A 20,211-nucleotide genomic window follows, 5' to 3' on the forward strand; every position below is an offset into this window, starting at 1 on the left:
ATCTCCTTATGATTTTTCAAAGCGCTTACATCAATTAATAACAGCACCTCCTTTCATTTTTTCTATTTGTTGGCATATAACAAACGGTTGGTGGGATCTGCTGTATTTCAAGCATGATCCACCCGTCGAATAGCCCTTATCGAGTACCTAACCGTTTGAAAAGGAAAAATAAGCTGCATCGTTAAATCCTGTCATTTCCGCTATTTGATAAGTTTTCAACTCGGGCTGTTTAAGCATTTTTTTAGCTGCATCCAGCCGAATTTCAGTAAGAAACTCAATATTACTTTGGCCCGTTTTCTTCTTAAACATCACACTGAAATACGATGGATTCATATATATGTGCTCCGAGATCGCAGACAAGGTCAAATTTCGATTGAAATTTTCTCTCATGAACTGTGAGGTTTGTTCAATTGTTTGCCTTGGGATTGGCCCAGATTCCATTAATAATCTGGTCGGTAAAGCGGCCGACTCCTTCCATACATTCTGCAAGGACCAAGGAAACCAATACAATCCTACGTTCCTCGTATTTGTTCTGAAATCGGACAACATTTCCATTTCTTGAATATTGCAAGTAATCTACAGCCGTCATTGCAGGCCACGTAAAGTGCAGGTAAGTTTCCCCTCTGGAAATCCAATATTTTCGAGTTAGATCAGGAAGAGATTCCCATATTACCCTTTTTTCAATCTTCGGATACGGATGATAGTTTGGAAAAGGGGGGATCAGTGCCAATATATCATTTGCATAGCGATCCATTAGCATGCAATCACTTCTCCTACTTAAGTATAAATAATTCTAGCTGCTACGGAAATCGCCGCCCTGCCTGTTATACCCTTCAATATGTTTAGAGAAGGAAGGCTCTTGAGCCTTCCCTTCTTCGTACTACTTCATTACTCTAAAATCAATTTGGCGATTGCCGCAAGATCGATAATATCAACCTTGTTGTCATGGTTATAATCAGCCAATAGATATTGATTCCAATCCGGATTGGAAGAATTCTTTCCATAGGCTGCTGCTACTTTGGCTAAATCTCCTATGCTGATACGACCATCTCCGTTTAAGTCACCCGGAATGTGGGTTACAACCAGCGCTTCGAATGCCAGTACTGCTGCATGCAAGGCCGTTGCTGCTTGATCGACTTGCTGCTGCGTTGCTGCAGGGTTGGTGTCTATGGATAATGCCGAGTTGATCGCATTCTGCAGAACCGCTTTCGAGCCTACAGGATATTGACCTGGTTTCGTTCCTTCCATCGCAGCATCGTGTGTAGACTGGGCGGAAGTAATCGATGCATGTAATACCGCTTTATCTGCCTGTGCAGTGACCAGCACATCACGGGAAGCCCCGTTAACTTGCAATTCGTCACCCACGTTATTCCCGATACCAACACGAGTCACGGAGACAGTTGTATTCGTATCTTGGGTCAATGATTTGGCAGTGAACGAGAATTTCAAAGAGTTTTCATTGGGATTGATTGCATGATCTGCCCCTTGGCTGGCGGCCAGAATTCGAACACGACCTGGCGCTTCTTCTTTTTGGGTTACGATCGCAAATCCAGGCTTCATGGATGTGATCGCATTCAGGTCAAACTTAGCAGGATCATAATTGAGTGTAAGATCTTGTGCATAGACGCTCTGATACACGCTATCCGTCACATTGCTCAGTCCAAACATGAGATCGAACGACAGACATGAAATAACGGTATTGGCGCCACTCAATTGGGCTGTTGGAGGCAATGTCTGGCGATTCACGGTCAAGGTATAAGTTTTCGTTGTCGAGTCTTGTGCCGTTACTACTACGGTAATCGTATTGCTGCCTACATTCAGGCCGATCGGTCCGCTTGCCTGACCACTGGTCGCCGGATGTCCGCCTACCTTTACTGTCGAAGTGCTATCGTCGACTGATGCTGTCACCGTAATACTGCTCACATCGCCCGCCACATTCGCCGTGTACGATGTCGTCCCCGCTGCAAATGCCGGATTCAACTGTCCGCTGGACAGGCTCAACCCTTTCAGATCTGCGTTGTTAGACGGTTTCGGTGGTGTAAGTGTCATATCAATGATCGATACATCCCCCATTGGTACGCTCACATTCGAGCGTGACGCGTCACTGTATCCCGCTTTACTTGCCGTTACGGTATAACCAGAACCTGACGGTATGTTTGTGATGGTATATGTTCCATCCGCTGCTGTAGAGACTGAAACATTCACTGCACTGGAGTCAGATACTGTCACAGTTGCGCCAGATACCGGCGTGTTACTGCTGTCTACAATCTTGCCTTTAATACTTCCCGGAGCCGTATATTCCACCACCGGCCAGTATTGCGAAATACTATTTTCCTTCGTCGCAAATTGACTATCTGCTGATCCGCCTCTTAGGAGTGCATTCGTTACTTTTATGGAGATATTTTTATCTTGGCTAGCAAGTGCACTCTTTGCAATATTGGTCACATCAATGACTAACGCCGTGTTAAGCACAGGCATGATAGGACTTGCATTCAATTTGGTTCCTATTACCGAAGGCTTGTTGTTCCAGTTTAGTGTAGACTCGCTCCACGTATTCTGAACAAGCTCAACATTAACCCCTGGCGATGTTGCGCCAGCTATCGTTGGATATAACCTAATCTTTGCACTGGTCATATTTGCTGGTATACTGCCCAAGTTAAATTTGTAGAAGGCTTCACGGCTATAGCCTACTGCATCCCACTTAACCGCAGTAGTTGGCTCAGATCCATAGTTCGTCGTTGCTGACCCACCGTCTCGTACATATGCATCCGCTGTTGCAACGATTGAAATCGCATTCGTTGACGCAACGCTTACTGGCGCGCTCCAATCCGTTGTTTCTGCAGCATTCTTTGCCCTTACCCTGTAGGTATGCGTAGAATTTACAGCCAACCCGGAATGAATGTAAGGGGAGATAGCAGATGTTACTACTTGGCCATCTACTTCCAAGTCAAATCCAGTTGCTAAATCCGTCTCGCCCCAGCTTACGCTTATCTGGGATGGGCTTAATGCAGTCGCTATTATACCTGTAGGTACTGTCAGCGGAGGCGGTGTGGGGACAACGTCAATCGCAAAGTCATCGATGACAAAGTCAAGCTTTCCTCCCCCGTTCTTACTAAATGAAACGTAAGTATCATTATAGTTACCAGTTAAAAATGTCTTTGTAAATGTTGAATATGCGGAGCCGCTAACTGATGATGGAATTGACACATTGGACAAAGTAATTAAACCGTTGTTTCCTTTGACACCAACAGAATAGGCTCCACTGTTTGTCGGATCAAGCAGATAATTAAAGCTCATCCTATACATCGTATTGGGCTGCAACTTGACGTTGTAAGGCACAGTCCTCATGTATTCTCCTGTTTCAGTTGAAGTAGTCTCTCTCATCTTCAATGAGTAATTACCGTTGATCGTATCGGTCGTAAAACCGCTATGAAGCTCCGATCTGTGAATGCGTGAAACAAGCTTGGTCTGTACAAAAGGTCCTAAGCCTTCGTCGTTGCTCTCAAAGTCTTCGAAGAAGTAGTGGCTTCCAAATGGCGTAGTATTCATTTCTACAATACGCACGTCATCAAGGTACATATACGATGAACCAGTCCCTGCATTTGCCTTGAAGTAAATGTTTGCGCTTGTCTGATTGGCTGGCACCGTAAATTCCAGTTTGATTCTCTGCATTTTATTGTTAGATGTATATCTTAAGGTGTTATACATTTGATTGTCGAGCTCTGATTTAGCCATGGTATTCGTAACTTCAGCCCCACCATAGTTATTGACGCCGATTGTCCCAGTCCTTCCATTGACTTCCATCCACGCAGAGAGCTGATAGGTCTTACCTGGGGTCAGCCCTGTGATGGTCTGGCTCAATACCGCATCAGCGCCGTTGTTTCCGTTCACATTCACATAGGTCTCACCAAGACTGCTGTTCACTATGTTTATATGGCTTGTGCTGCCGCCAGTAGACGATAGGGACCATGCCGAGGTTGCAGGCGATAGGTCATGGCTGTCGAAACCCGGGTCCTTCACATATCCGCCTGCTCCCCAATTCATAACAGGATTGGTTTGCTCACCTTTGTAGACAATATACGGGGTATTGGCCGTTGCTTGAATCGTTACCTTTCCGTTAGTTACCGTGAGGTCTGTTACAAAAGTTTTGCCTATATCAGATAACTGGTAAAGCTTCACGGTGCTCAGACCTGACCAACTGTTAGGAAGATCCCAGGTTGTACTTCCTCCGTTCGTGTTGTAGTGGTAGATTTTAGTCTCATTCTGAGGGTCCCACGGGATGAACAATTGGGTACTTACGTTAGTTACGTTAAAGGTTGAAGGATCATAATTGTTCTGATACGTGGCAAGCTTTTTATTGTCCTTGTATAACTCAACTACCGGGTTAGGCTCAGATGTAGTTTGTTGCACATAGACATTGTTAGTAAAATCAATTTTGTTATTTGTCCACTTCATAATGTCAAAGTTCTGCATGTACTTCATCAGCAAATTGTTGGTGTAGAATATCTTCATTTGGTCAGTTAAGCTGACAGAAAAAGACTGATCGTCGTTTCTATCGTTACCGTACCCCATGGAACCTGCATGCCTTGATTTCAGAAGCATAGGGTTAAAACCATAGGAATCTGCAACCCCGTTCTTCATAAACCTTACTACCTGGCTCTTCATCTGTGGAACATGGTTCCATACCGCATAATCTTCAAGTGCGCCTTGGAATTCCGTACCCACAATCCAACCGTTCTTGTTTAATTCTGTCCCTAGCTTCCACTCCGGATATCCCTGAAAATAATACACATCAACATAAACCCACTTCAGGCCAGGCACATTTGCTCTCAACTCTGCGAGCCTGTCAGCCAAGCCGTGAGTCCCCAAATTGGTCGCATCCTTGTACTGGTCAATAAGGTATGACTGGTCCAGTGAATTCCAACCGCCCACGTGCGGCTGTCTAAGAATATCTTCACTATAGTATTGCGCTTCCGGATAAGCCTCGGTAGCGTTGATATGTACACCAACATTCGTGTTATATTGAGCCGCCTGATTGACAAAATAATTAAGATCAGTCAGCCCCCCTGCTCGCTTATTAATGTTGATCCCGTAGTCAGGGTGGTTTGAATCATGACCTTCAGCCTGATGTCCCTTATACTCAAGGAACTGTCCGAATCCGTCCGTATAGAGGTATGTCTTCTTGACCATATCCAGTGTTCTCAAGAAGGGCCACTGGGCAAGGCTTCCACGGGTATATGCTATACTGGCAAAGCTCTTTTTAATTGTGTCTGCACCATATGGAATTTTCATGATCTGCCTGTATGCAATGGCACCATCCTGCCAGTCTACAGTACCGTCAGTGTTTGCATCGGGTGTAATGGCAATTTTCGCATATGGCAATTCCATAATCTCCGTCGCTAATTCCCTGTAAGTCCAAGCATTGTTCCATGCCCCCATCCTCTTATACCCGGTCTTATTCACCGTCTGGTAAAAGTATCTGGTTTCATACTTGTCGCCGAGAATTTTGCTCCCCGTAGTCGGCGTCGTATTAATGGCATTATTATACAGAGTTGCCGCAAGCTTATCGGTATTCAAAATAAGATAAGATTTTGCTACCGGGTTTGCGTCAACTGCTTTGGTAGTTAATGTGTTGTATTCTTCCTTGGAATTGTCTGTATAACTAACAGACCCCTTGACGTCAACCCCTGTTTCCATGGCATTGCTCTGATTATCACGGATGGCTATCAGGTTTTGGTTGGGAATTTCAAACGTCATTACCTTCGTTGCGCCGCTTTCGGCAATATCGCTTACCTTGAATTCGACAATGTTGTCAGTAACCTTGAAATACATCTTCATGGTTACCCCTATACTTGAAATGGCAAGTGTATAGGTTATCGTATCCCCTGTAATAACATTAGTTACAACTGGTGTGTACGTCGTACCGTTGATCTTTACCTGACTCAGCGTGTCTTCATTTCCGTAAAATACAGCACCGTTAGACGCTCCTGCCCCCATCCATTGGTATTGGATAATTCTTGGAAAAGCGTCATCCACTGTCACGCTCAAATTTGTTGACTGAATGTTTGTCTGATTTGCTGCAAGAACTGCCGTCTCACCAAAAAACGATAGATTACCGACTGAGAAGAACTGTGCCAAAAGAAACAGAAGCGATAACGTGATCTTAAATTTTCTTCCTAAAGTCTTTTGAATTAATCTACTCATTCTTGACAAGATAAAATGCCCCCTTGCATCTCATTATTTTTAAAAACGCTTACAAATTCAATCAATGAAATCGGATTTCCCCATCTTGATCGCCTAGTTAAAGGCAGCTCTAATAGCATATGAACGGCTGGGTGATCAGCTTACTTGCAGCTTATCACCCACCGTAAAGACCAATCTATATGCTCGTCAGTTTGAAAATGCTTTCTTATTTACCACTTTTGGCTTTATAGGCATCGTTCACTTCTTTAATTAACTTTTGGAAAGAAGCGTCATCCTGCATGGATTTGACGAACTTATCCCAATCGTCCAAGCTGCTTTTGCCTACAAGCGTATTGATTTCATTGTCATAAATTTTCTTGAGGAAATCGCCTCCCTTTTCTCCATTTGTAGGTGTATTGATGCCTGTAGCCGGATCCAAAATGGATTGGCTGCTGATCGAATCAATCAGATCGTGGTCATACTTGAGAACCTCTGGTGACATGTCTCCATTTTCGGCTCTTGCATATTTGTTAAAGAAGGTCGGTATCCATTGACCTGGGTTCGGTAACATATTCTGCTTTTTGGCGGCATCCGTCTGTACGACAATGGTCGGAAGGTTAGTATCTGTATAGTCTTTATCCTTCACACCGTAATTGATCAGCTTCCAACCTTCAAGTGTATTGCCATAATCCATGAGTTCCAAAATTTTCTTCATTTTATCTTCTGACACTTTCTTACTGATCATCAATTGACCGAAATTTCCTGAACCTTTTTCATAGTAACGCTTGCCATCTGGAGCTGCAGGCAGTTCATAAGCAACTGCATCCGCTTTCGGATTCACCTTTTGAAGTTCTTTGATCACATTCGGCGCATTGTAAATATCCACGACATTACCGATATACATCCCGATTTTCCCTTGGATGAACATATCCTTCAACTGTTGGGCCTTCATAACTGGATAATCTGGTACGACCAATCCATCATTGAACGCTTTGCTCCAGTAAGTTAGCGCAGTCTTCATCTGCGGAGAAGCGAATGCCGGAGTTAATTGACCAGCGTTGTTTGCCCAGCCTTGCATAAGAACGCCAGCTGTAGAAGAACCGAACATCGAGAATAAGTAGGTTTGAGGCGAAGGCGTAGCGTAGGCCGCAAATCCATAAGTATCAGGCTTTCCGTTGCCGTCTGGATCGTTTTTCGTAAACGCCTCCATGACTTTATAGAATTCGTCTGTCGTCTTCGGCGCCTGTAACCCCAGTTTGTCCAACCAGTCTTTGCGAATAATGAGCGATTCATGGCCATCCTGCGGTCTAACCCGCGGTACTCCAAAGGATTTCCCATTAAACGATAATGCGCTATACACGCCAGAATCGATCTTGGATAAATTCGGATAGTTCTTGATGTATGGGGTTAAATCCCAAAATGCGCCTTGCGAAAGCGCTTGAGTCCAATTTTGCTTCGTAATATCCCACACAACTGTCAAATCAGGCAAGTCATTCGACGCCAGCATAACGTTAACTTTATCATCGTAATTGTTGGAAGGAACATAGGAAGCATTGATTTTAACATTCAACTTCTGATTGACTTGTTGAAGGTTTTCCAAATCGTTAGTAGGTGCATCATTGTAAGTAGGTGCGATAATCGAGATTTCCGTAGGCGCTTTGGGCGCTGCTGAAGGTGCAGGTGTAGCTGGAGATGTCGATGACTGAGTTTCAGCCGGTTTATTGTTACCGCACGCTGTCGAAATCAGCATAAGGGCTGCTGCTGCCGTAAGACCACTCATTTTTAATACCTTTTTCATTGTGTGTTGCCTCCTCAAATTTTTTTTTTAGATGTTGCTGCCCGCCTTTTGAAAACATGTTTACATTATTGCCATTCCAAAACGCAGTATCACCCCTCTCAAGAAAGTTTTACTTAACCCTTCACAGAACCAAGTGTTAAACCCTTGACAAAATATTTTTGCAAGAAAGGATACACCATGACGATCGGAACTGCTGCAAGCACGACAGCTGCCATTTTCACCGTTTCCGCTGGAATCACTATTCCTGAAGCTTCATCAGGGGGAGCAGCGCTTGCGGCTAGCATTTGCTGCAAAACGACTTGCAACGGACGCAGCGTGTCCTTATTGATGTAAAGTACGCCATTGAAATACGTGTTCCAATACGCAACTCCGTAAAACAAACTGAATGCGGCTATGACCGGTAAGGATATCGGGAGAATAATCCGAAAAAAGATGCCGATATCCGAGCAGCCGTCCATTTTACCTGATTCCTCCAGTTCTGCAGGCACGTCTTGGAAAAAGCTTTTCATGAGCAGCACGTAAAATGCAGTCGCTAACCCCGGCAACACCAATGCCCAGAAACTGTTCAACAATCCTAAATTTCGAATCAATAAATAGTTAGGCATAATGCCAGGGTTGAACAGCATCGTGAACAAAATTGAGGTCAGGATGAAATTTCGCCCTTTCAATCTCTTGCGCGATAATCCATATGCCAACCCTGACGTCACGAGCAAAGCACCAACCGTACCGACGATCGTCAGTAGCGTTGTAATAAAGAAGGAATTCATAAATTGATTGGATGACATGATGTATCGGTACGAAGCTAAACTCCATGACTTCGGAAACAGCAAGACAGGCGTTGTTATAAATTCATGCGGATCTGTGAAGGACACGATCGTGATGTAGATGAACGGCAATAAGGTAGAGAGTGAAAATATGAACAGTGCTATATAGATGAAGCCATCTAACCATTTGGAAGAACGATCCATCCTAATACACTCCCTCCTCGCCCATTTTCTTTGCGATACGGTTCGCTGCGATGACCATAATGAAGCCAACAATCGATTTGAACATACCTGCGGCCACGGCAAAGCTGAATCTCCCTTGCTGAACACCGACGCGATATGCATACGTGTCGAATACGTCCCCAATGCTTTCAACAGGAGCGCTACTCATCAGATAGACTTGCTCGAAACCGACATCCATCACCGTTCCTAACCGAAGGATAAGCAGAACAACGATCGTGGACTTTATTCCTGGCAGCGTTATATGAATCAGTTGATTCCATCGGCTAGCCCCATCGATCTGAGCTGCCTCGTACTGCTCGGGATTGATACTAGTCAGCGCCGCAAGGAAAATGATCGTCCCATATCCGGCATCCTTCCAAATACTTTGCGACGTTAATAATAGCCAGAATGTATTCGCATTCGTTAGAAAATCAATTTTCGTTCCGCCAGCATCTACAATCAGTCCATTAACGATCCCAGAAGATTTGCTAAGCAAAATAAAGCAAATACCTGCAATGACGACCCATGAGACAAAGTGAGGTAAATAAATGGCGGTTTGCACAAATTTCTTAAACCGTGCTCGACGCACTTCGTTAAGCATTAACGCCAAGATGATCGGCGCCGGGAAAAAGAACAGAATGTTCAAGAAACTAATCGCTAGCGTATTCCTCAGAAGCTTGAAAAAATCAGGATTCGTTAAGAAATCACTGAAATATTTGAAGCCAACCCATTCGCTCTTCCAGAACCCAAGGAATGGGGAGTAGTTCTGGAATGCTAGCGACAAGCCCCACATGGGCCCATATTTGAAGATGAGAAAAAAGAGCAAGCCGGGCGTCATTAATAAGTACAAATACTTGTCTCGTTTCAGGGCTGCGCTCCAGCCCCCAAACCATAATGCCATACTTCGTCACCTCTCGTAGCTGCAAGTGCAGATTTTATACTTGCAATATACGATTCATACTTTGTCGCCTGCAAGGCGCAATTAAGGCGTAATTGGTATGCAGTCAAAAACCTCGCCAAATCAATGTTTTGAGAGGGTTGTCGCATTCCAGGCAGCAATGGTATCACTTGAAACAAAATTACGACATACGGCAGATTTCACACGAAATAAACGGCTACGCCGTCCTCTTAGGACGGTAGCGTTTATCTAGAAATATAGCCGACTTATTATGTGAAACATATAAATTCTTATATTTAAATAAAGCTTGCAGGATTGATCCCGCAAGCTTTATGGTTGCTGTACTATGCTTTTACTGATTCCCTGTATTGACCAGGAGTTATACCGACCTGTTTCTTAAAGACGCGCATGAAATTTTGACGCTGGTACCCGACGAGATGAGATATTTCGCTAACCGTCAAATCGGTTTCATCCAATATTTGCTTCGCTTTCTCAATGCGATACTCCGTCAAATAATCTGTGAAGGCAGTCTGCTTTATTTTCCTAAACCATTTGCTTATCTGAGACGCACTGGCACCGCAATAATCTGCGCATTCTTCAAGAGAGATATCAAGGTGATAATGTTCATGTATGTAAGTTACGGCTGACATCACCATTCGTTCATACTCGCCATGTCGATTGCTCTGAACGGCCGTAATAATTGGTGAAATAAGTGCTGTCACAAACCATCTTTTAATATCCTCAATACTCTTCAATTTACGTAAATGCGTATAAGGATCGTATTGTTCGAACAGTTGCTTCGGTTCCACCTTCAAGCTATAAGCCGTTCTCATCGTTGCGGCAAGCAGCTGATTACAGTAGAGCAGCACACCTTCCAGAGATCTTGCCTGCCTGCTGACCGTCTCCATGAAATCATTCAACATTCGTTCTGCTTCCTCTTGATTGCCAAGCTTCAGAGAGATCTCATAGTGTTGCTCTAGCTCAACGGGATAGCTGCTCTCGCTGGCGAGGCTGCCTTCGTCTAGCAGCACCATATTCCTTCCCGTAATGATGCGCGACTCCAATGCAAGCATAGCTTGGCGGTACAATCCCGGCACTTCCTTCGCCTCATATCCGATTACGCTTAACCCAACCGTCACTGGGAGCTGTAAAAAATTCGAGAGCGTATGTCGCATATTTTCGGCAAAAGCAAAGAAATCAGGCTCCTCCTTGTCTGCTTCCGGCGTCTCAGGCGCACTCCAAATCCAAGTCGCTAAGCTATCATTGAATACATTTACCGTTACGCCTCGCCAATTACTCAGTGGAATAAATTCGTCAATAATATTTTTCATGGAAAAGAGCATAAGCTCTTTATCACTGTCGCGAAATTTCCCCTGTCGGTCTGTATCCATATCAAACGCAATCGCAAACACGGCGAACTCGGCCAGATAAGGAAGATGATGCCGACTCAACAATTCGTTCAATTGGTGAGTCGTATATACGGAGAAATGACCCTGTAGCAATTGCAGAACGAAAGACTCGCGTATGATCGGCAACTGATATGTTAGTTCATTCTTGAGTTGGGATGCCCTATGCTTGAGCTCCACCCAATTTCTATGGACAAAGCCCATCTCATCGGAATCAATCTCCGTACCAGAATCGTTTCTAATATTGGCCAGCAATCGTTCAACAGGCCGGTAAATTTTTCGATTGCCGTAGAATGAACCGCCAACGCTAACTAGAATGAAAAAGAAGACGATGCCCATCGACATAGACGCTATTCCTCTTGATTTGACATTCAATTCTCTCACCGGAATCACATCGATATATTTCCACCCATTGTAGTTCGACGATATGCTTGTAACCAAATAGACGGTGCCCTTCCAAGTAAAATTATATTTGGACTTCCCTTCGCCTGCCCGCAAAATACTCTCATAGAAATTGCTTGACTGAAGCTCGTCCGATGTAGTGGTGACTAACTTTCCAAATTCGCTTACAACGAACATGAATTGTCCTTTATAGACTGTCGAATCCCCGATAGTTTCACGGAATTGATTAGAACTTACTGACGCAAGGACGAGTCCAATCGGTTCATTACTACCGAGAGGAAACTTATTGATCAGCGTCACGTCTTTGTCCGTATCCATATTTGGCGTCACAGGGAATGTCTCATTCAACCAACGCAGCCGATAATTAGCTTTCAACTCATGATCGAATTTATTCCGAACAGCCAAGCTTATAACATCTGGTCGGATCGTACCGTTCGTCGGAGAGATATATGCGATGTCCCGTATATAGAGTGCGAGTTCATGCAAATCCTTGTTGGTATTTTGAAAAGCCCCGAGTATTTTATATACTTTGCCAAAGAAGTCGATCTGATCCACTTTCAGATCCACATTATAATCCGTAAGAAAATAAGGCGAGTTCAATATTTGCAATAGATTAATCTGAATCGCCTGCAGCTTTTTATCCACATTTTCGGATGCAGACTTCAAAATCTGATAATTAGCTTTGTTGACTTCGGTTTCTACAACGGACGATGCATAAAGATAACTACACAATCCTGTAATTACCGTCGGCACAATCGAAATAAATAGCGAGACAATGATCATTTTCCTCAGCATCGATTCCTTTCGCTTGGAAAATACATCTAAAATTTTCATTTTCACTTAAATGGCTCACCTCCCTATGATGTAATAGTGCGTAACCGCTAACTTTTACATTGCTTCGCCTTTATCATAGTGATTTTCACGATTTACAACCATTGAAATTAGTACTGTAAATAGTTAAAAAATCTACTGTCTTTCTTTCCATATTTCAGAAAACAAAACAAAGGCCAGGAATCCATCCCTGACCTTTGTCTCTCAGTTCCTTCGTCTGAATCCAATCCCGTTCTCTTAGTGGATCTAATCCATAATCATTCGAAGCTGTTCCCGTATTGACAATTTCCTCAGTTCCTTATGAAACTGTTCAACTGTCAGATTACATCGCCTGTACTACTATATCAAATCGGAATGTAAGCATGCATTATTTATAAGTATCCCTTTTTCTTACTAATCTTATGAACTTATAGGACTGCCAACACCCCGGTTTCTTATAGAAGCGACTTAACATGTGAAACAACAAATATAGGATTCGTTTAAGCATAAGCCCCCCTTATATTGGACCTAATTCCGAACTCCCGAGCAATAACTTGTCATACCTTCGATCCAAGATACCCGGAACCTCATAAGAACAACCCGTTCCTGTCTATTATCATATAAGCAATAATTCAATGGATAAGCTCCTTTTTCCCCTTTATTTCTTTATGGTCGCTATTATCAAATATCCCCATTGATATACTTCAAATGGCTGGTATCAAAAGATAAATTGACCTCATATGCGTACAAGTCACTTACTTGCTTTCCACTCATCGTGACTTGGAAGTTATCACCTGCCGCTATGCTGTCATCCGAGATGGATAGCAAAAAGGCGGGGCCGGAGTTTGCTTGTATACCGATTGTTGGAAGTACAGGACTGTTATAAGAAACATCAGACTAAATGCGTGTATTTTTTTATCATCGAAGAAATTCTCCCTTTCATATAACATGGTGTGGGTTAGTTTATTGCAAATCACTTTGGCTACCATTATCGAAAACGCTTTCCAATCCTGGCAGATGCCGAATCCTTTTAGTGGACCATGCAACAATCCAAGGCAATTTTGAAATACTAAGGATCAATGTCACTCAAAACCAATTTCGGTACAAGGTACTCTTCGCAATCTTTATGTTGACGCCTAACGACTTCTGGAAATTTTCGTTTTCCGGTTTCATTCCTATCCCGGATGATATCGGAAGCCTAACTCAATCGGGAATTTTATTTGTCAGCACGTGGAAATGAAAAGGGGGAGACATTGGATCTCCCCTGCATTTCTTTACCGATCCATCTAATCCATAATCTTTCGAAGCTGTTTATTTCAAGATCGCAAACGCTACTATGGCTAGGTCTTCAATATCAATCTTGCCGTCATGGTTTACATCCGCGTTCTCATTCCAGCCCGCTTGACCTGGTTCTTTACCGTAAGTTCTTGCAACTAAAGCCAAGTCTCCAATTGAGACACCGTTTCCATTGATATCTGCGGTTATTAGCTTGCTTTCAAACAACTGAACTGCTGCTTCCAATGCGGCTTTCGCATTATCCACCTGCTGCTGAGTCGCGTTCGAATTATTCGCTATTGCAGTAGCCGTATTGATAGCCGACTGCAATTGCGTTTTGGAGCCAACCGCATACAGTCCGTCCCTATTGCCTTCTACTGCTGCAGCGAACTTCGCCTGAGCGCTTGTGATCGTCCCGTTCAAGGACGCCTTATCTACAGGTATCGTAGGTACAGTAATTGGGATCTCACGGGAGGCTCCGCCAACCTGCAACTCATTCCCCGGTGCATTAGCAATCACAACATGGTCTACAGAAATTGTCGTATTGGTTGCCTGAGCTACAGACTTGGCCTTAAATTGGATTGCGAGCATTTCACCTTGGACAGGCACGTTCACGCCCAAGCTTGCAGCCACAATTCGGATATGTCCTGGAGCTGTTTCTTTAGGCTCGAAGACTCGGAATCCTTCTATCAGGGATGTCACCGAATCGAATTGTACACTTGCAGGGTCATACTGTATTGTGAAATCTAGACCATACACCGACTGGAACACACTTTGCGTAACATTGCTTAAGCCAAACTTCATAGCGAGCGGTTGACCTGCCACAACAGTACTCGCGCCGCCCAATACGGCCACTGGGGTTACAGGAGCAGTAACATTCACGTTAGCTCTAGCCGTCTGAACTTGGTATGTGGCCGTAATGACTGTAGTTCCGGCTGAAATACCCGTGATAATACCGGTCGTAGGATGAACTGTTGCAATAGTGGGATCCGCAGAGATATAGGTTACCCCACTGGTCAACGTTGGAGTCGTTAGGTCAGAATAGGTTGCATTCACGATCGTACTCACTGTCGATCCCGTCACTACACTATAGTCTGACGGATTGAAGCCGATGCTTGTCAATGTTGTTTGATTTACTGGTACATAGTTCTCTATAGTAATCTTTAATGGATTACTTAAAATCCCTGCTGCATTTTTTACTACGATATAAATATCCTTTGCTCCTGCTGTTAAGCCTACAGGATTGGTTAATGTTGTTTCACCAGCATTGATAACAGTTCCTGATCCGAACGTATTTATAGCTGGTGCTGCCTGTCCAGCATTTACAACATCGTAGTAATATTGTCCACCTTGATTTGAGGTAAACTTAACTGTTGCCTCTGTGTCTGAAGTTCTGTTTACTTCCCCTAAAGTTAATGTTGGTGGTGTTAAATCTTTATATTCAAATACTTTAAAATCAAAGATTGAATATCCATAACTATTCGCCCTTGTAATTCCTTGCATTTTTACATATCTTCCTGTTACAGGCGCAAATGTTAACCTTTCTTCTCCTACTGGAGAATTTGACTTTTGAATGACATCTGTCCAAGTAAGATTGTCATTTGAAACTTGAATTTTGTAACTTGAAGCTCGAGCCGTTTCCCATTTAATTAATACTGAATCAAAGGTTTTATTTGCACCTAAATCTACTTTAAGCCACTCGTTGTTAGTATAACCTGATGCCCATCTAGTTGATGAGTTTCCATCCACTGCATTTGCTGCAGGTAAGCTTGCTGCTTCTACTGATGAGGCTGTTGCTGTTTTACCAAGTGCTAAGTCATTTTGAGTAAATACGCCTACTTCATTTGCTATCTCTGAACTTGATAGTGCTCTATTAATCACCTTAACTTTACCTAAATCCCCTACAAACCCCCCGATTTTTTCCAGAGGCATTACAAAAGTAGACATCGAAATTCTTTTGAAACCTGGACCGTTTTTGTTTGGATCTACTTCAGAGTTATTATCAAAACTCGAATTCGAACCAACCCTCTGTAAAGTTTGATTGAGTACTCCATTAACATAAAGCTTAGTATCCTGGTTTGTACCTACGATTGTAAGATCTGTCCATGTGTCAGTAGGTACGACGTAATCAAATTTAAAATTATAATTTTCTCTTGAGAAGCCTAATTTACCTGTATCCTTTTGTCTTAGCTTGAATACCCCGTCTTCTCCAGAAAAAATCGTTGTATCATCTGCATTTCCAGCCTTTGGGTTAATATCAAAGCTCACGGTCCATGGAAAACCAATTGATTTTAAATTCGTATTTATGAATTGATTATTGTCAGTAAATTCGATTCTATTACTTTGATTTTTCACTCCAGGTGTTAGCTGCCCATTGTAGATATTCGGTGAGCTATCTAATAACGTATTTCCTTCAACTTTAGAATTATAGTTTAATACTACATCTCCAGTTGACTTGATACTTCTTAATAAATTTGAGTCTGGACCTTCATTTACTTTGCCCAGAAGGTTTGTAAACTGCGTATACGTTTGATTTACATTCTTACCATACCAAGTTTTCTCCGCAATAACCTGTGTAGAAGTTTTCAATCGATCAAAGGTATCAAAGATGGAAATTCCATTGTTTACTTTGTCATTCCAAACTGCAAAAATTCCACCTAAAATATTTGGATTCCCATTACCAGCGTTAGTGGAGCCAAACTTATACGGTTCCCAATTGTTATATAAATTTTGATTATTCAGGTAGTCGTAATAATATCCTGCAGCCGGAACAATATACGTGTCTCCATCGTTAATATTAACAATTTGATAACCATCTTTTAATGCTTTAACGGGGTCCGAAAAACCTGTATTCCATACTTGCATTACGGTACCCTCTTTTGTTATTGGTGTATTGCCAGGATATGATGATAATCCTGCCCAAGCATGTGGCGTTTTACCATAACCTTTTATTAAATTCAGGTAATGATCTATATAAGTTCTAAATATTTCATTGATATTCGTACCTGAATACTCATCAGATCCAATATGAACATTTTTTGCAACAAACACTGGGTTTGGTCCATCAAGATATTCCTTAAATACACTATCTATAAATGGATAAGTACCCGGATTACTGAGATCAAGATGATCCTTAGAATTTCCATAGGCTAAATCAGGTCTAGCCTTAACAAACGCTAATGAGTGTGCTGGAGAATCAATCTCTGGAATGATATTTACTCCAAAGCTTGTAGCTTCATTTTGAAAATCTCTAAATTCATTCTTGGAGTATGATCCGTCTGTAGACGTTAAACCTGGTATATTGGATTCTAATCTAAAAGCCGAATAAGTGTCTTCCCAAGGTAATGTTATAGTTACTTTAGGCGTTACTGCGACGCCATTGCTATCTAATTTATCAATTTTAGTGAAACCGTTATCATTTAAGTGAATTTGAAATGTATTCATCTTGTAAAATGACATATATTTTACATATTCCTTTAAAAAGCTCATAGGGTAGAATTTTCTTCCTACATCTAAGGATAAACCTCTAAATTTATACTTTGGATAGTCCATAGCTGTTCCCTTTGGAACATTGGATTTTCCAGGGTCTTGCATGAGTATTTGAAGCAAGGTTCTTGTTCCATAAAATGCTCCAGTCTTAGATGTTGCTTTGATTGCAATGTAATTATTGACATCAAACACATATCCTTCATCACCTAATCTTGAAACTCCGCCACTATAAGTTAGGAATATATCCCCTTGATTTGGGGTGCCTACTACTACATTCAGTTCCTTCCCTGTAATTGTTTGTACATCTGTCTTAAGTAAATCTCCAAGACTTTTCAAATCTGCTTCATTGGCTGGATCAATAACAATCCTTGAATTACTAGAGATTTGAGTTTGCCCAATGTCTCCATGCCATTCTCGTAATGATGGAATTACGGTTGGAACTACATTTGTACCCGGTTGATTTTGATATGTTCCTGGTACAGTTACAATAGTATCAGGTATAATTGCCACCTGCCCAGTAGCTGAGTCTTTTAACTGAAAAGATAGGGTTACATTCGTATCTACTAAAGGCTCCTGAATTTGTCTATTACTTGTTATAATTTGCTGATTCTCAGAGCCTACTAATACATATTCATAACCTTGAGGTGCTGTTGGTACTGGAAGAGTCGTTATTCCCTTTGTTAACGTGATGGATAGTTGTTGTTGATTTGCTATTTCCTGCAACGTTAATGGCACTGCGCCATTGTAAACTTCCATTTCATACAAAGAAATTGAACTCCAAATCGTAGGGTTGTTTTTTGTTGCATACATTCTAACATATCGCGCATTTTCTGCTGGGAATTGGTAAACTTGAATACCACCTGAAGTAGCACCTGTTACCGTTTTCACCGTTTTCCATTGACTATTATCACTGGAAACTTGAATTTGATAATCAACAGCATAGGAATTTTCCCAGTATATCCTAACGCGATCAAATGTTTGAACCTGCCCTAAATCAACTGAAATCCATTGCGGAGTAGGAAAACCTCCACTAGACCACCTTGATGAACGACTTGTTGTGTCTCCATCAAATACTAGATTTGGTGTTAAGCTGCTAGCTTCATTGGCAGAAGAACTGGCTGTTTTATTAAGTGCTAAGTTCGATACAGCAGCACTTGCCGTCAATGAAAGGGGTGTTATCAACATTGAAGCAGAAAGTAGTAGCGAAATAATTCCTGAAATGAGCCTATTTTTCATTAAAAATCCTCCAATAAAGTAATGTTTCTCCTGTTTTTCGCCAAAGGGCTGGTTACCGATTCTTGCTCCTGTACGGGGTTATTGCCCTTATGGCATGTTATTCGTCGGCTTCTCCGGTGCTTCTAATGTCATTGCCTAATACATGTGAATAACTCAAATGACTACATTACAGGAATGACTCTTTTTTAATAAAATCATTCAGATTGCAAACTATTGAATGTCAAAGAAAGTCGTTCTGTTAACTCTCGAAATGACGCACCTCCTTTCCGCCTCGAAATTCCACCAAGTATCCATCGAATTAAAACTTCTTCATCTACGCCTTTATCATAGTGATATTCACGATTTACAACCATTGAAATTAGTACTGAAAATAGTTGAAAATCTACTGTCTTTTGCCCACTTTTGGGCTTCAAATCCATCCCTGATCTTTTGTCTCGTTTAGCGGCTTTTATCCATCGCGATCTGCTGCAGCCGATCAAGTGCTTGTTTCGGAGTTGTCTGACCGAGCAAAACAGTCTGGCCCATATTCCTGGTTGCATTAAGCACTGCAGACCATGCTGGATGATTGATCGGGTGGAACCTTGCGTTTTTTATGGAGTCAAGATTTTGTTTCATGAATGTATCATTCGCCGCTAATTTACCGCCTACTGTACGAATGGTTGGAAGAAACCCTTCCCTGAGGACAAACTCTTCATAGCGGGAATCTTCATAGATAAAATCAAGAAATTTACGCAATGCCGCCTTGTTTGTATGATCTGTCTTGAAGGACATCAACACATCCTGTACACCAAATACGAATGGAGTTTGCCCCTCTTTTACCGGGATGGGCCCTTTCGCCCATTTTAATCCAGGAAACTCCTGCGGGACGACAGTCTCAAAGTAGTTGCCGGAAATGAGCATCCCTAACTTGCCGTTCCCAAGAATACGTTGTTTCTCATCACGTGTCGTGACCGCCGGCTCGGGGTCAGTCAACCCCTTTTCATAAAGCGTCTTTAGAAAAGTTATTCCTTCCACATTCTCTGGAGAATTTATCGCCCATTCACCATTCTTCATCCAACCTCCTCCGGCTCCGTAGAAAAAGTAAGAGAGATACGACCAAATTTCGTTGTCCGTCAAATCCACACCGAAACCATCTATCTGTTTTCTCTCCTTGATTTTACGCGCAATTTCCTCCAGATCGTTCCATGTCTTTGGCGTTTCTGTAAGGCCCACTTCATTGAAAATATCTTTGTTATAATATAGTTCTCTTATCGTAGAAACATAAGGAACCGTATATTGAATGCCCTGCATTGTACTGCTATCCATAAGAAAAGGGTAAAATTTATCATTCAATTCAGGAGAAAGAAGGTCCTGCATACTGTTCAGCAAGCCATCCTTTGCAAAATGCGCGTAAATGTTCGATAGCAGTAAATCCGGGGGTTGATTGCGGCTAATCATTGTATTGTAAGCGCTATCCAGATTATCCCAATTAATGACCTGCAGTTCGACCTCGATATTCGGGTATTTCGACTCGAATTCTTTTACCGCATTTTCAAAAAAAGGCCTTGTAGACGAGCTATACTCAGGAGCCACAAAGGTGATTTTCGCAATCGCCTCATCATCACCTACAACCGAATGTGGCACGTTCCTCCACACGCACCCAGTTAGAAGAATTAACGGAAGTTGGAGAACTGCAAGCAAAGATCCCCTTTTATTTTTATCTAATATTCCCATCAAATCGACCACCCT

General features: G+C 42.4%; 8 protein-coding genes. All 8 read right to left on the reverse strand.

The genetic code is table 11. From position 1 onward, the window contains the following. Nucleotides 1-147: 147 nt before the first annotated feature. The 8 genes from AC58PQ_RS23035 to AC58PQ_RS23070 all read right to left on the reverse strand — a co-directional run bounded on the left by AC58PQ_RS23035 (nt 148) and on the right by AC58PQ_RS23070 (nt 20,196). Entirely contained in the window at nt 148-510 is a 363-nt protein-coding gene (locus AC58PQ_RS23035) for a helix-turn-helix transcriptional regulator (protein ID WP_497245728.1), read from the reverse strand. A gap of 378 nt (nt 511-888) precedes the next feature. Next, complete coding sequence (locus AC58PQ_RS23040) at nt 889-6,204, reverse strand: endo-alpha-N-acetylgalactosaminidase family protein (RefSeq protein WP_497245752.1); 5,316 nt, start codon at nt 6,202-6,204, stop codon at nt 889-891. 205 nt (nt 6,205-6,409) lie between these two features. Further along, the gene (locus tag AC58PQ_RS23045) at nt 6,410-7,981 is read right to left on the reverse strand and encodes an extracellular solute-binding protein (RefSeq protein WP_497245730.1); all 1,572 of its coding nucleotides are present in this window, start codon (nt 7,979-7,981) and stop codon (nt 6,410-6,412) included. Between the two features lie 113 nt (nt 7,982-8,094). Next, complete coding sequence (locus AC58PQ_RS23050; protein ID WP_497245732.1) at nt 8,095-8,949, reverse strand: carbohydrate ABC transporter permease; 855 nt, start codon at nt 8,947-8,949, stop codon at nt 8,095-8,097. 1 nt (nt 8,950) lies between these two features. Continuing rightward, complete coding sequence (locus AC58PQ_RS23055; RefSeq protein WP_497245734.1) at nt 8,951-9,868, reverse strand: ABC transporter permease; 918 nt, start codon at nt 9,866-9,868, stop codon at nt 8,951-8,953. A 341-nt stretch (nt 9,869-10,209) separates the two neighbouring features. Further along, on the reverse strand, nt 10,210-12,507 hold the full coding sequence (locus AC58PQ_RS23060) for an AraC family transcriptional regulator (RefSeq protein ID WP_497245754.1): 2,298 nt from the start codon (nt 12,505-12,507) through the stop codon (nt 10,210-10,212). A gap of 1,287 nt (nt 12,508-13,794) precedes the next feature. After that, nucleotides 13,795-18,483, reverse strand: a complete 4,689-nt coding sequence (locus AC58PQ_RS23065; protein ID WP_497245736.1) for a discoidin domain-containing protein — start codon at nt 18,481-18,483, stop codon at nt 13,795-13,797. 438 nt (nt 18,484-18,921) lie between these two features. Continuing rightward, entirely contained in the window at nt 18,922-20,196 is a 1,275-nt protein-coding gene (locus tag AC58PQ_RS23070; RefSeq protein ID WP_497245738.1) for an ABC transporter substrate-binding protein, read from the reverse strand. Nucleotides 20,197-20,211 lie beyond the last annotated feature (15 nt).

It is taken from the genome of Paenibacillus sp. J22P143 (assembly GCF_059692035.1).

Excerpts from the sequence above, each read along its gene's own strand:
- AC58PQ_RS23055 (WP_497245734.1), bottom strand. The coding sequence starts at position 9,868 with ATGGCATTATGGTTTGGGGGCTGGAGCGCAGCCCTGAAACGAGACAAG.
- AC58PQ_RS23065 (WP_497245736.1), bottom strand. The coding sequence starts at position 18,483 with ATGAAAAATAGGCTCATTTCAGGAATTATTTCGCTACTACTTTCTGCT.
- AC58PQ_RS23045 (WP_497245730.1), bottom strand. The coding sequence starts at position 7,981 with ATGAAAAAGGTATTAAAAATGAGTGGTCTTACGGCAGCAGCAGCCCTT.
- AC58PQ_RS23070 (WP_497245738.1), bottom strand. The coding sequence starts at position 20,196 with ATGGGAATATTAGATAAAAATAAAAGGGGATCTTTGCTTGCAGTTCTC.
- AC58PQ_RS23040 (WP_497245752.1), bottom strand. The coding sequence starts at position 6,204 with ATGAGTAGATTAATTCAAAAGACTTTAGGAAGAAAATTTAAGATCACG.
- AC58PQ_RS23050 (WP_497245732.1), bottom strand. The coding sequence starts at position 8,949 with ATGGATCGTTCTTCCAAATGGTTAGATGGCTTCATCTATATAGCACTG.
- AC58PQ_RS23060 (WP_497245754.1), bottom strand. The coding sequence starts at position 12,507 with ATGAAAATTTTAGATGTATTTTCCAAGCGAAAGGAATCGATGCTGAGG.